Origin of the sequence: Collinsella aerofaciens (assembly GCF_015670745.1) — a bacterium.
GTDB classification, from domain to species: Bacteria; Actinomycetota; Coriobacteriia; order Coriobacteriales; family Coriobacteriaceae; genus Collinsella; species Collinsella aerofaciens_T.
Map to the genome: position 1 here is coordinate 76,445 of NZ_JADPCH010000008.1, position 13,906 is coordinate 90,350.

Genomic DNA, 13,906 nt, shown 5'->3' on the forward strand with positions numbered 1-13,906 from the left:
AGTCGCGTCTGCGCGCATGGACGGCTCGTGAGCGGGTACATGGCTGTAGTAACATAGCTTCTGTCCGCGGGCGTGCCCGCGTTATTGTGAGAAAGGAGCCCCTGTGGCTGTTAACGAAGAGCTGCTTAAGAAGGTTCTTGAAGAGATTCGCCCCAACCTGCAGGCCGACGGCGGCGATATGGAGTATGTGGGCGTCGACGACGAGGGCGTCGTTAAGCTGGAACTGCAGGGCGCTTGCGCCGGCTGTCCCATGAGCTCGCTGACCCTTTCCATGGGTATCGAGCGCATCCTGAAGGAGCACGTGCCCGGCGTTACCCGCGTCGAGCAGGTCAATGCTTCCGGCGAGGCCGAGGACCTGTACGACGAGTACGCGCCGTTCTAAGATGCGAAAGCTGCGGACGGTACGCTCCGCATAGACGTTACGTCCAAATATGCGGCTGCGAGCGCAAGGCCCGCGGCCGCATTTGTATGTAGGGAGCAGGGGGATCGATATGCTCAACGACCTCTACCATATGCTTGACCCCGTTGCGATCTCGGCGGGCCCCATCACGATCTACTGGTACGGTCTGGCCTATGTGGTCGGCGCCCTGCTCACGGCGGTCGTTATGTACCGCACGCAGCGTCGTTGGGGCTTCGACATCACGATCGATGACCTGACGAGCGTCGTGGTCGGTGCGGTCTTTGGCCTTATTATCGGCGCGCGCCTGTTTTACGTCGTCTTTTACGGCGATGGCTACTATTGGACTCACCCGCTCGAAATCTTTGCCACCAACGAGGGCGGCATGAGCTTCCACGGCGGTCTGGTGGGCGGCATCTTGGGCGGCATCATCGTGTGCCGCATGTATAAACTCGACGCCTGGACCATCGCCGACCTTGCCGTGATCGGCGCCCCGCTGGCGCTGTGCCTGGGACGTTGCGCCAATTTCGTCAACGGCGAGCTGTGGGGCAAACCGACTGATCTGCCTTGGGGTGTGGTCTTTGGCGGCACCGCGGGCGATATGCCGCGCCATCCCTCCCAGCTCTACGAGGCGTTTCTTGAGGGCGTCGTGCTCTTCTGTATTTTGCAGGTGCTCAGCCGCAAAAAGCCGCTACTGCCCCAGGGCACGTTTATGGGCGTGTTCGTGATGGGGTACGGCATCGTCCGCTTTCTCGTTGAGTTCGTGCGCGTGCCCGATGCCCAGCTGGGTTATCTGCTGGGCGGTGTCATCACCATGGGTCAGCTGCTGAGTTTGCCGCTCGTGATCGCCGGTCTGGCGCTCATCATCTTCGCCCGACACCGCAATCGCCCCCAGCGCGTCTACTTGGACGCCTAACCACCAAAACCACCACAAAGGGGACAGGTACCTTTGTGGTGGTTTTGCCGAGTTTGATAGGTTTCTAGAAAGGCTTTCGGACTGTGAAGGATCCCGACCTCTCCACAACGGCTGCGCGCGACGCTGCCCGCATCGTCTGGTTTAAGCGCTATCCCGCCAAGCAGACGCTCATCGCATTTTTGCTCGCGCTGTTGGCGACCACGGCGTTTTCCATCGATCCCGCCCCGGTGTCGAGCAACGCAGTCTTGGCAATTGACCCCAAAGCCTCGGGCATGCTGTACGTGTGCTACGAGGTGCTCCTCTCGTTTGCCGGCCATACCGACGCGGTCATGCTGCTTGCGCTTGCCTGCCTGCTCACGCTGCCGTTTCGCTACGTGTTCTTTGGCCGCGGCGACGCTTGGCGTCCCTCGGTGATCCTTCCGTCGCTGTTCTTTGCCGTCTGCATGGTGTTTGGCCGCAGCTACGACCTCACCGATTCGGCCGAGATCGTGCTCGGCGACAAGGCCCGCATCATCTGCGCCTGGATAGGCGGTGCGGGCTGGATGCTCTTGGCGGTCGTTGCCTTCTACCTTGCCTTCGAGTGTCTAGATTGGCTGAGCTCTCGGCGCATTCCGTTTTCCGAAGCGCACTTTGGCCGCGTATGGCGTGTGGCTCACGCCGTGCTCTCGGTCCATCCCTTTGCCGGGCCCTTCCTGGTGCTCATGATCGCCTGGGCGCCCACGCTCATCGCTTCGCTGCCCGGCCTTTTTATGGGAGACACGGGCGCGCAGATTCGCCAGTGGTTCAACTACCCCAACGGCACGAGTGACTACCTGCGTCTGCTCAATCCCAATGTGCTGCTCAACGGACATCACCCCGTGGTGCACACGGCTATCATCGGTTCGTGCGTCCAGCTGGGGCTTTCGCTGTTCAATAGCGCCAACGCAGGTCTTGCCATCTACACCTGCGCCCAGTTCGTCATTACGGCCGCCTGCATGGCCTATTCCATCTCGTCGCTGCGCAAGCTGGGCGTGAGCCTGCCGGTCCGCGGCGTGATCTTGCTGTTCTTTGTGTTTATGCCCATGTTCTCCAACTATGCGGCTCTGCTTACCAAAGATGTGCTGTTTGCCGACGCGTTTTTGGTGCTGTTGGTGCAGACCGTGAAGCTCGTGGCCTGCGGCCTGCCCCGTCGCGATGCCAATGCCGAGCGTGCGGGCGAACAGAGGCCCGTGCTCTTTGCGCGCCATGACTGGCTGCTGCTCGCTCTGGGCGCCATGGGTTCCACGTTTCTGCGTAACGGCGGCCTGGTGTTTCCCCTGGCGGCATGCGTAATCGCGGCGGCGTTTTGCGCATGGGACGCGCATGTGGCTCATCGTGCAGCCAAGCAGGCTGGTGCTGCGCCTTCGGGCGCCATCCCGCGTTTCCGCTGGGTGGGAGTTCTTGCGGTGCTTGCACTCTGCCTTGCCTCCAATATGTACTTCACTAAGGTCTTTATGCCGGCGCACGACATCACGCCTGGTTCCAAGCGCGAAATCCTCTCGATTCCGTTCCAGCAGACGGCTCGTTTCGTCCAAAAGCACGACGGCCTCAACTCGGGCGTCAACCCCACGGTTAAGGAGGACGGCACCATCGTGGAGGCTCCTTGCGACGGCTTGGTGACCGACGAAGAGCGTGCCGTGATCGACCGCGTGCTCAAGTACGAGAATCTGGGCCGCCGTTACAACCCAGATAAGTCCGATGCCGTCAAGAACTGCTTTAACGAGTACGCCTCGCAGGAGGACATCAAGGCCTATTTTGAGGTGTGGGCCCAGATGTTCAAAAAGGACCCCGGGTGCTATATCTCGGCGCTCATCAATAACTACTACGGCTACTTTTATCCGAGCGCTCGCGACGCATGGGTCTACAGCACGGCGCGCAGTGCCGAGATTATGGCGAAGCCCGATAACCTCAAGTACTTTGACTTCCATCCGGTCGATAGCAAGGTTGTGCGCTGGTGCGACCACCTGATCAACCTGTATCGCGTGGCAGTACAACGCATCCCGTTTATCTCGCTCACCATGAGCTCGGCCACCTATGTGTGGATCATGATCGCCGTGGTGGTCTATCTGCTACGTCGTCATTCGTGGCGCGCGCTGGCCATTTGGGTGCCGCTGCTGGGCGTGCTCGCCGTGTGCCTGATCGGTCCCTGCAACGGCTCGACCTACATGCGCTACCTGTATCCGGTCATCGCCTGCATGCCCTTTGCCGTCGGCGCCACCATCACCCGCAGCGACCTCCTCTGGTCCTAATTTGGTGCATTGGGGTCAGGTTGCTTTGCACTAAGGGGCTGTATCATCACGACGCCTTCATTTTGGGGTTTATCTCGCAGGCCAGTAGGTATATCATAACGACGTTTGTTTATATTGCCCGAGCATCTGCGCTGGGCTTTAGGTCGAAACCGATAGGAGACACGTATGTCCGGACACTCTAAGTGGGCCACAACCAAGCATCGTAAGGGCGCGCAGGACGCCAAGCGTTCCGCCCTCTTCTCCAAGCTGAGCCGCAACATCACCGTTGCTGCCCGTCTCGGCGGTGACCCGCTGCCCGAGAACAACGCCAGCCTCGCCGCTGCCGTTGCTAAGGCCAAGGCTCAGTCCATGCCCAAGGACAAGATCAAGTCCGCTATCGACAAGGCTTTTGGTTCGGGTGCCGATGCCGCCGTCTACGAGAACATCGTGTACGAGGGCTACGGTCCCGCCGGTGTCGCCGTCTACGTTGACTGCCTGACCGACAACCGCAACCGCACCGCCGCTGATGTCCGTTCCGCCTTCTCCCACGCTGGTGGCAACCTGGGCACCTCGGGCTCCGTCGCCTTCCAGTTTGAGCGCAAGGGCCAGATCGTCGTCGCCAAGGAGATCCTGGACGAGAACGCCAAGAAGGAGACCATGATCGCCAACGGTCCTGCCGGTGACGAGGATGAGTTCATGATGGCCATCGCCGAGGCCGGTGGCGAGGACTACGAGGACGCCGGCGAGGAGTGGATCGTCTGGACCGCTGCTAACGACGTCATGGCTGTCTCCAAGGCGCTCGAGGAGCAGGGCGTCCAGGTCAAGGGCTCCGAGACCACCATGGTCCCGACCACCCCGACCGAGGTCTCCGGTACCGACGCCAAGAAGGTCCAGCGCCTCATCGACCGTCTCGAGGAGCTCGACGACGTCCAGGACGTCTACAGCACCATGGACATGACCGACGAGGTCATCGCTGCCCTCGAGGAGGAGTAGCGCCTGCACGGGTTAAGCCGTGCATATCTGGGCATAATGAAGCGAGCATGCAAGCCTCGTGGAATAGATGAGCCGGATCCGCGTGCGTAGAGCACCGGACCCGGCTCTTTTATAATGATGCGAACCGTTTTGCATTCTGTGGACCGAAACCTGAAGGGAGCGCGCGTGCGCGTACTCAAACGAGCCCTAGCGATCGTGTATCTTGCCGCCGCCATCGTGGCGCTGGGTACGCTTGTCTGCCAGTTCTGGGGACCGTATACGTATCGCTTTATGCTGCTGTTGCGTGACACCATGCCTCGCGTCGTCGTTACGGTGTGCGCCGCCATCGTGGCACTTGGCGTGCTTATCGGGTTTTTCCGCCTGATGTTCGCGCGTCGCGAGCCGTCCTGCGTGCATCCGGCGGGGGAGCGCAATATCGAGGTCACGCTCGCAGCGCTTTCCTCGTGCGCCCGTGCCGCGGCGGAGTTCGATGATCGCGTGATGGTTGAGCATATCGAGGCGCGCGTTCAAGGCTCCGACGAGTCGCGCGTTCGTTTTAAGGTCGAGGCCATCGCACTCGACGACCGGGACGTGGCCTCTCAAGCTATCGCGATGCAGCAGCGCATCGAGAAGGCCTGCGACACCATGCTCGGCACGCCGGGCACGACCGCGCGCGTCCGTTTTTTGCCGTCCAAGACTACCGTCCAGACCGTGGAGGTTTCCGGTGAGTGATACCAACCAAGACAAGACCGCCCGCACGCCGCGCCTGACGATCGACCAGAACGCTACGCCGGCAGGCGAGACCACCGACACCAAGCCCGAGGCCGGCGAGCAGCATGACGTTGCCGCTAACGACTTTGACGATGCCATGGGTCTCATCAAAGGTACGGGCGCTGCTATCTGGAGCTATGCCGTGCGCCATCCCAACACTACGCTCGGCGCCGTGGCAGGCTTTATCCTCGCTGTGCTGGTACTTACGTTGGGCCTGTGGGACACGCTCGTCATCGCATTCTTTGTGCTGATCGGCGCCGTGATCGGCCAGATTCGCGACGGCGAGAACGGTATCGTCAACTTCTTCGGCCGCCTGTTTAGCGGCCGCTAATACGTATTCGACTGTCGCATCCGCGGCAGGCATAAGGAGGAACCATGGCTTTTAACACGAAGGTCGATGTAGCCGATACCGAGCTCGAGACGAACGAGGCCGTCGCCGCCGAGGCGGAGGACGTAACGCTCGAGAACGAGGCGCTCGTCGAGGCCGAGTCCGATGCGGACGAGGATAACGAGGAGATGGATGAGGAGGCGGACGAGTCCGAGGACTCGCTGACCTATTCCAACGGCGTGATCGAGAAGATCGTCGCCATGGCCACCCGCGAGGTTCCGCACGTTCTGGGCATGAAGGGTAACCTCATGCACTTTGTGCAGGAGCAGTTTGGTGCCGAGAACCTGACCAAGGGCGTGACGGTCGAGGTCACCGATGACAACCGCGTGGTCGTCAACATCTCGGTCATCATCGAGTACGGCGCCTATGCGCCCGCGATCTTCGACGATGTTAAGGCACGTGTCACCGAGCGCCTTGCCGCGATGACCGGCCTTGAGGTGGCGGGCGTCAACCTGCGCATCGAGGATGTCATCACCCCCGAGGAGTACGAGCACCGCACCAGCCAGCACGAATAACCTTCCAAAAAGGGATGTTTGTTTTGGCAGGTTTTATCTGCGAAAACGTCAAACGGCCGACAGCGCAAGCAAAAGCGCGGTCGACCGTTTTCTATATAGCCTCGATCTAGTCATACCGCTCGTCTAACTAAGGGTTGCAATCTTCGCGTTCCGCGTTACCCTAATGGGCGCATTGTTTCCAAATTGTTAACGAGGGGTTGCCGTAATGGCCGACGAACACGAGACCGAAAGCAAGGCATGGGCGATTGAAGCCGCTGCGGCAGAGGCGGCGTCGCGTGCCGCCGAGGAGGTGCATCGTCCTCCGGTGGTGCCGATGGAGCGCGTCGTCGGTCGCGAGGATATCGAACGTGGCGAGCGCGCCGGCCGCAAGCGCAGCCAGGAGCCAGGCTTTCCGCGCTTTTTTGCCGAGCTCAATCTGGGCCTGATCCTCACGGCCTTTGCCATCGTGGCTTTCAAAACGCCCAATCACTTTGCCTTCGGCGGCACCTCGGGCGTGTCGGTCATTCTTTCCACTCTGTTCCCGACTCTGCCCGTCGGCGTATTTATGTGGATTATCAACGCGGTCCTGGTCATCCTGGGTTTTATCTTTTTGGAGCGCAAGGCAATCCTTTGGAGCGTCTTTGCCTCGTTTGCGCTTTCGGCCTACGTCTCGCTGTTTGAGCTCTTCATTCCGACGGATGTTTCGATGACGGGCGATATGTGGCTCGACCTGTGTTTTGCCGTCATCTTGCCGGCGCTGGGCAGTGCCATTGTCTTTGACATTGGCGCCTCGACGGGCGGCACCGACATCCTTGCCATGATCCTCAAGCGTCGCACGACGCTCGAGATCGGCCGTGCCCTGTTGCTGGTCGATATCGGCATCGTGACCATCGCGGCGTTTTTGTATGGCCCGCGCGTCGGCCTGTACTGCGTGCTTGGCCTGTTTGCCAAGACGCTCGTCGTCGATAAGGCCATCGAGAGCATCCATCTGCGCAAGGTCTGTACGATTATTTGCGCCGAACCGCGCAAAGTCGAGGAGTTTATTGTCAAGCATCTCAACCGCACGGCAACGATCAGCCGTGGCTACGGCGCCTTCTCGGGCAAGTGCGTCACGGTGATTATGAGCGTGCTGAGCCGTCGCGAGGCAGTGCAACTGCGCCGCTATACCCGCGATATCGATCCGGATGCGTTTATCACGATCGTTGACAGCTCCGAGATCGTGGGCAAGGGCTTCCGCGGCACGAACTAGCGCGGATATACCCTTCGAATCATTGAATAAAGCCGCCTACGTTGCAAATCGGTCATCTTGGGGTTGTCCCCACATTGGGCGATAATGTTGCCAAAGACATCGTTTGCGATCCAGGTGATTCGCTCTAGATACGAAGGGATGATTTCGATGTTCTGTTCGCAGTGTGGCGCTCCCATGGGCGATAACGACAAGTTCTGCGGCGTGTGCGGTGCCCCTAATACCGAGGCCCCCCATGCCTCTGCCGGTTCCGTCCCGCAGGGCCAGCCCCAGCCGCAGCCCCAACCGCAGCCGTTCGTTGCGCCCCAGCCGGCTATGAACGTGCCCAAGGGCTGCATGGCGCAGGCCTTCAACGACATGATTAAGGTTCCCGGCGCCCTGGTTCGCGTATGCCAGATTGCCTTTTTGCCGGCGCTGATCTGCGTCGTGTCGGTGCTGGTGCTGTTTATCCCCGTTATCGGTGGCATCGCGGCGGCCATTGGCTTTTTGCTCGCTTACGTGGCAAGCGTGTGCGGCGCTGGCTTTGCTATCGAGTGGGGTCGCGACCTGTCGCTCAAGGACGATAACGGCATGGAGCGTCCGCTGCTGCGCTCGACCTCCTTTGGGCTGGGCATCTTCTCGTCTGTCATTACGAACGTGCTCGGGTTCGTGGCCATTATTCCGGTGATTGGCGTGGTGTTCTCGGTGCTTGAGAGCGCTGTGATCGGTGCCGTTGGTTCGTACTATTACTTCGGTTCGAGCGGCCTCGAGGGCGCACTCATCGGGTCGATGGGTCTGCTTGTCTTTGCCATGATCGTATCGGCGGTGTTGGGCATTTTCTTTAAGATGTTTGGTGACGCTGCCGTGATGCACTTTGCAGTCGCCGGCCGCGTGGAAAGCGCGTTTTCGCTCGAGAAGGTCTGGAAGTCCTACAAGGCCAACCTGGGCAAGCTGTTCTGCGCCTCGATTCTCCCCGAGTTTTTGACGGGCATTGTTTCCAATATCATCACCTGGATTTTCACCGCCATCTTTGGCTTTGTTGCCGCGCTGGTCATTAGCAGCTATGGCTACTACGGCTACTATTCTCGTCCTTCGGGTCTTGAGGCTATCATCGAGGGTGGCGGCATTACGCTCATCCTGTTCCTGATGATCATCGCCTTTGTCACCGTGTTCCTGAATGTGTTTGGCACGATGCTCAAATATCGTGCCGTTGGCTACTGGGCCGCGCGCCATGCCAGCGAGTGGGCCGATGAGGATACCGACGATGTCCTGACGTTCGTGCTCCCGGGTGAGAAGAAGCCTGCTCCTGCGGGGTTCAATCCCACGGCCGCCACTGGTGCTGCCCCTGCCCCGGCACCCGCGCCTGCACCCGCGCCTGCACCCGCTCCGGCACCTGCCCCGGCACCTGCCCCGGCACCCGCGCCTGCGCCCGAGGCGACGCCTGCGGAACCCGCTTGGAATGCCGTTGCCACGCCGGCGGATGAGCCGGGCGATAATCCTGCTGCCGAAAACAATCAAACCGAATAGTCGGTCGAGGCGCCCTGGGCAACTGAGCCCGGGGTGCCTTTTTCTGCTGCGGAAGCAAGAAAATGCCTGGGAAATCGGTTGTAGCAAAATTTCTCGGAAATTGGTCAATGTTGCGCAACAACGTCGCGGCTATTGTTGAGAACATAGACGTGTAAGGTTTGAAGGCGTGCAACGCCTTAGGAAAAGGAGAAGCTTATATTCTGTCCCACTTGTGGTTCTCCCATTTCGGATGATGCCAAATTCTGCCCCGTCTGCGGTTCTGCCGTCGGTGCCGCTCCCGCTGCTCCTGCTCCGCAGCCCGCGCCGCAGCCTGCATCTCAGCCCCAACCTGCTCCGCAGCCCACGAAGATTCAGCCCGCTCCGGTTCAGGCAGTTCAGCCTGCGCCTCAGCCCCAGCAACAGTACGCCGGGCAGCAGCAGTACGCCGGGCAGCAGCAGTATGCTCAGCAGCCTGCACCTGCCCCGATGGGCTATGCTCCGATTAAGACCGACCGTGGCGTAATCGGCTGGCTCCTGCTTTCCATCGTGACCTGCGGCATCTATTCGTATTACTTCCTCTATTGCCTCGCGCGCGACATCAATGTCATGTGCCAGGACGACGGTGATTCCACGCCGGGTCTGGCAGCATTTATCCTGCTGTCGTTCGTGACCTGCGGCTTCTACGCACTCTACTGGTACTACAAGATCGGCAACCGCCTGCAGGCTAATGCTCCTCGCTATGGCCTGATGTTCCAGGAGAACGGTACCACCGTTCTTATGTGGCAGATCGTCGGCGCGCTGCTGTGCGGCCTTGGCTCCATCTTTGCCATGAACATCATCATCAAGAATACCAATGCCATGGCAACGGCTTATAACGTCCGTCTTGACGCTCGTGCCTAACGATAAGAGCGGCGTGAACAGCTCCCAGGGACATAAGGGCGCGGCGGAACTCATTCGCCGCGCCCTTTCTTGCATCGGCGCGCTCTTTGTCGCCTGGCTCGCACTCTACCTGCTCGATATCGGCTGCGTGTTTCGCCTGATGACGGGCATTCCCTGTCCGGGATGTGGCATGACGAGGGCCTGGCTGGCAGCACTGCGCCTCGATTTTGCGGCGGCCTTTGCCTACCATCCGCTGTTTTGGGTGGTGCCGATTGCGTTTGTGCTCGCGTTCGTGCGCGAGGAGGTGACGTCGAGCAAGCTAAAGCGCGGCATCGACATTGCGGTTATTGTTCTGTGCGTGCTGGTCGTTGCCGTATGGATCGTGCGCCTTATCAACCCGGCAGACGCGGGCCTGCTCTTTGGTGGCCACGCTCCCGCCGGAGTTCCCACCGATATCATCCACCTCGAAACCCCACGCTGGCTCACCATCCTTCGCTCTTACCTGTCGTGACGGAGGACGCGCTAGAAAAACGGTCGACATATAAGCGGGGGGCGAACGTTGAGATAACGTTTGCCCTCGCTTTGCTCTAGCCAGGTTGTTATGGGTGGGCGTGACGGCTACTCGCCATGCTTCTCCTCGTGGCGAGCGGCAGCCCGCGCATCGTGGATGCCCTTGATGGCGGCATGGCGGGCGGTGCGGGCGTCGTGCACGGCGTCGCGGGCCTCGGCGGCCGTTGCCTTGGCAGAGCGCAGCTTGGCTGCCAGGTCGGGATTGGTCTCGGCAACCGCGGCGATCGTGGGGCCGTCGAGCTCTTCTTGCGTGGGCTCGGCCAAAAAGTCGATGGCATACTGAGCGGCTACCATGGAGCCCTTGGCGAGCACGCTCTCGTCGATCTTATAGAAGCAGGAGTGCTGGGCATAGGTGGCGCCGATCTGGGGGTTGCGCGTGCCAACAAAGGCGAGCACGCCCGGTACGCGGCGCAGATACTCCGAGAAGTCCTCGCCCGAAAGCGTGCCGCGATAATGGCCTTCGCCGGCTGCACCCAGGCACTTGACCACGGCCTGACGGCAGCGCTCGCTCGAGGCGGCATCGTTTTCGACCTTGTAGTTGGCGATGGTGTAGTCGGTAAGTTCGGCCTCGGCGCCCAGGGCTGCCGCGGTGTGCTCCACGATGCGGCGCATGAGCTCGGGCATTTCCTCGTGCGTCCTGTCGCCATAGGTGCGCACCGTGCCGGCAAGGTAGGCCGTGCCGGCGATAACGTTGCGCGCGGTGCCACCATGCAACTCGCCGACGGTGATGACGGCGGGCTCGTAGGGGCTGATTTCGCGCGAGACGATGGTCTGCAGGGCGTTGACGATCTCGGCAGCCACCATAACGGCGTCGTGGCCGCGCTGGGGCATGGCGCCATGGCACGAGGTGCCGCGAACGTCGATGCGGAACCAGTCGGTGTTTGCCATGCGCGGGCCGGGCTCGCAGCTCACGGTGCCGGCGTCGACCTCGCTCCAAATGTGAGCGGCATAGGCGCCATCGACGCCATCGAGCACACCGGTGCCGATCATGAGCTTGGCACCCTGGCCGTTTTCCTCGCTGGGCTGGAACACGATGCGGACCTCGCCGTGGATGTCATCGGTCATGTGGCGCAGGATTTGCAGCGTGCCGAGCATCATGGCGATATGACAGTCGTGACCGCAGGCGTGCATGCAACCCTCATTGACGCTGGCGAACTCCTCGCCGGTCTGTTCGGTGACGGGCAGGGCGTCGATATCGGCGCGTAGCAGGATACGGCGGCGCGGCGTGCCGTCCTCGCGGTAGGCATCCGGCGCGGTGCCGCGAAGCGTTGCTACCAAGCCGGTCTTGAGCGGACGCTCGTAGGGGATATTCATGGCGTCGAGCTGGTTGGCGATGTCGGAGGTCGTGCGCTCCTCGGCAAGGCTCAGCTCCGGGTGCTTATGGAAGTGGCGGCGCTGCTTGATGATATAGGGTTCAAACTCGGTAGCGATATCTTTGATGGCTGCGGTGACGTCGTCAGCCGCGCGAGCCTCGGTCGCCGCCATAATCTGCTGTGCCTTGGTCTTCGTCATGGTCGATTTGCTCCTTGCTGGGTTGATCGCAAAATCGTACAGGCTCTCTCCAGTATGCCACCTGCCGCTAGGGCTGGTAAAGTTGCCGTTTGCCGCTTGGGGTTTTGTTGCAGGGGCGGGGGAGTACACTCGGGGGTGTTGAATTTCCTGCCAGAGATGGGGATGCTCATGCAGCATATCGATCGGATTATCCGCTCCAAGAACGTCTTTACCGCGCAAGACGGCATCGATACCGCCCGCGAGCTGGCGATTGCCATTGCAGGCGACCGTACCGTCGCAGTCGGTGCGCCCGGTGACGTGATCGCCGCCGCTCCCGCCGCCACGTCGGTTATCGACTACGGCGAGCAGTTTGTCTGCCCCGGTTTCCATGACGCTCATCTGCACTTCTTCCATACCTCGGTCGGTTCCTCGCCGTACATGCTCATGGATATGGGCACGTCCGAGGCGGCGCTGGTGCAACATGCGCTCGAGTTTTCCCAGGACCTGCCCGACGACGCTTGGGTTGTGACGCAGGGCTGGCGCGACTACCGTTGGGACCCGCCCGAGCATCCTACCAAGGCGTCGCTTGATGTGGCATTCCCCGATCGTCCCTGTGTTATGTATTCGGGCGACGGGCACACGCTGTGGCTCAACAGCCGCGCACTCGATGCACTCGGCGTCACGCGCGACAGCGAGTCACCAGCGGGCGGTAGCTACGACAAGGACGCAAACGGCGAGCTCACGGGTATCGCTCACGAGGCGGCTGCCATGCAGCTGCTGCCGCGCTGCCTTGAGTGGCTGGGCGAAGATCGCATCGCAAGCGCTTACGCCGATCAAATGAGGCGTATGGCCGAGCAGGGCATCACCTCGATATGCGATATGTCGCTCATGCCCATGCCGGGCTGCGATTTTATCCGCGACGACGTCTACGACAAACTGCAGGCAGCCGGCAAGTTGGGCATCCGAGCCCATCTGTTCCCCACGCTGTTGGATGACCAGTCACGCTTGGAAGAGCTGCAGACCCGCTACGCGAACAACGCGCTGCTCTCGGCGCCAGGCTTTAAGCAGTTCTTCGACGGCGTGTCGAGCGAACACACGGCCTATCTCACCGAGCCCTATACCAACCCGCGCTTCCCGGGCGACCAGGGCCGTCTGACAGTTCCTGCCGAGCGCATGCGTAAGCTGGTTCTGGCGGCCGCGGAGCGCGGCCACACCGTGCGCATCCACGTCATCGGCGACGGTGCCATCCATGCCGCGCTCGATATCTTTGAGGAGGCCGCCGAACTGTACGGACTGCCCCAGCACGGTCATAACACGCTCGAGCATCTGGAGAACCTCCTGCCCGAGGACATCGATCGTCTACGCAAGCTTAACGTCGTTGCCTCGAGCCAGCCCTGTCACATTACACTCGACCCGGGCGGCCCCGAGCGCGATCTGGGCCTGGAGCGCAGCCGCATCATGTGGCCGTTTGCGACCTATAAGCAGCGCGGCATTCGCCAAGCCTTCGGTACCGACAGCCCTATTACGCCCGTTACCAGCATGAATGTGCTCTACACGGCTATCACGCGCCAGGACCCCCGCAGCCACTGGCCCGAGGGCGGCTGGTTGCCGAGCGAGCGTATCGACGCGGCAACGGCCCTGCGCAACTACACGCTTGGCAGCGCGTACGCAGCGGGCGACGAGCAAAACCTCGGCAGCTTGGAGCCCGGCAAGTATGCCGACCTTGTAGTCCTGGACCAAAACCCGCTCACCATCGACCCCCAAGAGCTCCAGGCCACCAAGGTTCAGGCCACCTACCTGGCAGGTAACTTGATTTACGAGCGCTAACCCCATACCCCACCCATAAGGGGCACGTTTCAGCAACGTGCCCCTTTCTTGTTCGCACCATCTGCATCGCCATTTTGCTGCACTGACTTTTCTGAATGCCGGGCCCGAATAAGTTACCCCAGCTCCCGGGGCGGACCGGAGGGCATGAAGTTTGTCGCGAGTTCCGCACGCAAAGGAAAGCACTTAATGTGCTTTCCGTCTTGCGCAGGACTGTAGAGCAGCAA

The 13,906-nt window shown here is 61.0% G+C and carries 13 protein-coding genes and 1 pseudogene; 13 read left to right on the top strand and 1 reads right to left on the bottom strand.

Annotated elements, in window-relative coordinates:
* The first annotated feature begins 103 nt into the window (after positions 1-103).
* From I4W07_RS04395 to I4W07_RS09240, 12 genes and pseudogenes are all read left to right on the top strand, one after another.
* Positions 104-382 carry a NifU family protein gene (locus I4W07_RS04395; RefSeq protein ID WP_035137589.1) on the top strand — a complete coding sequence of 93 codons (279 nt, stop codon included), beginning with the start codon at positions 104-106 and terminating at the stop codon, positions 380-382.
* A gap of 109 nt (positions 383-491) precedes the next feature.
* Entirely contained in the window at positions 492-1,313 is an 822-nt protein-coding gene (lgt, locus tag I4W07_RS04400; RefSeq protein ID WP_195363743.1) for a prolipoprotein diacylglyceryl transferase, read from the top strand.
* Positions 1,314-1,396: 83 nt separating this feature from the next.
* Positions 1,397-3,580, top strand: coding sequence for a DUF6020 family protein (locus I4W07_RS04405; protein WP_271739751.1), 2,184 nt, complete (start codon positions 1,397-1,399; stop codon positions 3,578-3,580).
* Positions 3,581-3,745: 165 nt separating this feature from the next.
* Positions 3,746-4,552, top strand: coding sequence for a YebC/PmpR family DNA-binding transcriptional regulator (locus tag I4W07_RS04410; RefSeq protein WP_035137586.1), 807 nt, complete (start codon positions 3,746-3,748; stop codon positions 4,550-4,552).
* A gap of 165 nt (positions 4,553-4,717) precedes the next feature.
* Entirely contained in the window at positions 4,718-5,263 is a 546-nt protein-coding gene (locus I4W07_RS04415) for an Asp23/Gls24 family envelope stress response protein (RefSeq protein WP_196025744.1), read from the top strand.
* Positions 5,256-5,633, top strand: coding sequence for a DUF2273 domain-containing protein (locus I4W07_RS04420; RefSeq protein WP_271739752.1), 378 nt, complete (start codon positions 5,256-5,258; stop codon positions 5,631-5,633). The genes I4W07_RS04415 and I4W07_RS04420 overlap by 8 nt, the downstream gene beginning before the upstream one ends.
* A 44-nt stretch (positions 5,634-5,677) precedes the next feature.
* A complete protein-coding gene (locus I4W07_RS04425) occupies positions 5,678-6,205 on the top strand; it encodes an Asp23/Gls24 family envelope stress response protein (protein ID WP_196025745.1) in 528 nt (175 codons plus the stop codon).
* 205 nt (positions 6,206-6,410) lie between these two features.
* Positions 6,411-7,433, top strand: a complete 1,023-nt coding sequence (locus I4W07_RS04430; protein WP_196025746.1) for a YitT family protein — start codon at positions 6,411-6,413, stop codon at positions 7,431-7,433.
* A 147-nt stretch (positions 7,434-7,580) separates the two neighbouring features.
* A complete protein-coding gene (locus I4W07_RS04435) occupies positions 7,581-8,936 on the top strand; it encodes a zinc-ribbon domain-containing protein (RefSeq protein WP_196025747.1) in 1,356 nt (451 codons plus the stop codon).
* A gap of 195 nt (positions 8,937-9,131) precedes the next feature.
* Positions 9,132-9,194, top strand: a pseudogene (locus I4W07_RS09355) (zinc-ribbon domain-containing protein); the annotation flags it as partial.
* A 207-nt stretch (positions 9,195-9,401) separates the two neighbouring features.
* Positions 9,402-9,815, top strand: coding sequence for a DUF4234 domain-containing protein (locus I4W07_RS09145; protein ID WP_230317471.1), 414 nt, complete (start codon positions 9,402-9,404; stop codon positions 9,813-9,815).
* Positions 9,816-9,828: 13 nt separating this feature from the next.
* Complete coding sequence (locus I4W07_RS09240; RefSeq protein WP_271739753.1) at positions 9,829-10,305, top strand: DUF2752 domain-containing protein; 477 nt, start codon at positions 9,829-9,831, stop codon at positions 10,303-10,305.
* A 107-nt stretch (positions 10,306-10,412) separates the two neighbouring features.
* Here the strand turns inward: I4W07_RS09240 and I4W07_RS04450 are convergent, their stop codons facing one another.
* The gene (locus I4W07_RS04450) at positions 10,413-11,876 is read right to left on the bottom strand and encodes a M20 family metallopeptidase (RefSeq protein ID WP_196025749.1); all 1,464 of its coding nucleotides are present in this window, start codon (positions 11,874-11,876) and stop codon (positions 10,413-10,415) included.
* 168 nt (positions 11,877-12,044) lie between these two features.
* Between I4W07_RS04450 and I4W07_RS04455 the strand changes: the two genes are divergently transcribed.
* Positions 12,045-13,682 carry an amidohydrolase gene (locus tag I4W07_RS04455; RefSeq protein ID WP_230317472.1) on the top strand — a complete coding sequence of 546 codons (1,638 nt, stop codon included), beginning with the start codon at positions 12,045-12,047 and terminating at the stop codon, positions 13,680-13,682.
* The last annotated feature ends 224 nt before the right edge of the window (positions 13,683-13,906 follow it).

Bases quoted from the DNA above. Each gene is read 5' to 3' on its own strand.
- I4W07_RS04410 (WP_035137586.1), top strand. From the start codon at position 3,746: ATGTCCGGACACTCTAAGTGGGCCACAACCAAGCATCGTAAGGGCGCG.
- I4W07_RS04450 (WP_196025749.1), bottom strand. From the start codon at position 11,876: ATGACGAAGACCAAGGCACAGCAGATTATGGCGGCGACCGAGGCTCGC.
- I4W07_RS04430 (WP_196025746.1), top strand. From the start codon at position 6,411: ATGGCCGACGAACACGAGACCGAAAGCAAGGCATGGGCGATTGAAGCC.
- lgt (WP_195363743.1), top strand. From the start codon at position 492: ATGCTCAACGACCTCTACCATATGCTTGACCCCGTTGCGATCTCGGCG.
- I4W07_RS09145 (WP_230317471.1), top strand. From the start codon at position 9,402: ATGGGCTATGCTCCGATTAAGACCGACCGTGGCGTAATCGGCTGGCTC.
- I4W07_RS04425 (WP_196025745.1), top strand. From the start codon at position 5,678: ATGGCTTTTAACACGAAGGTCGATGTAGCCGATACCGAGCTCGAGACG.
- I4W07_RS04455 (WP_230317472.1), top strand. From the start codon at position 12,045: ATGCAGCATATCGATCGGATTATCCGCTCCAAGAACGTCTTTACCGCG.
- I4W07_RS04435 (WP_196025747.1), top strand. From the start codon at position 7,581: ATGTTCTGTTCGCAGTGTGGCGCTCCCATGGGCGATAACGACAAGTTC.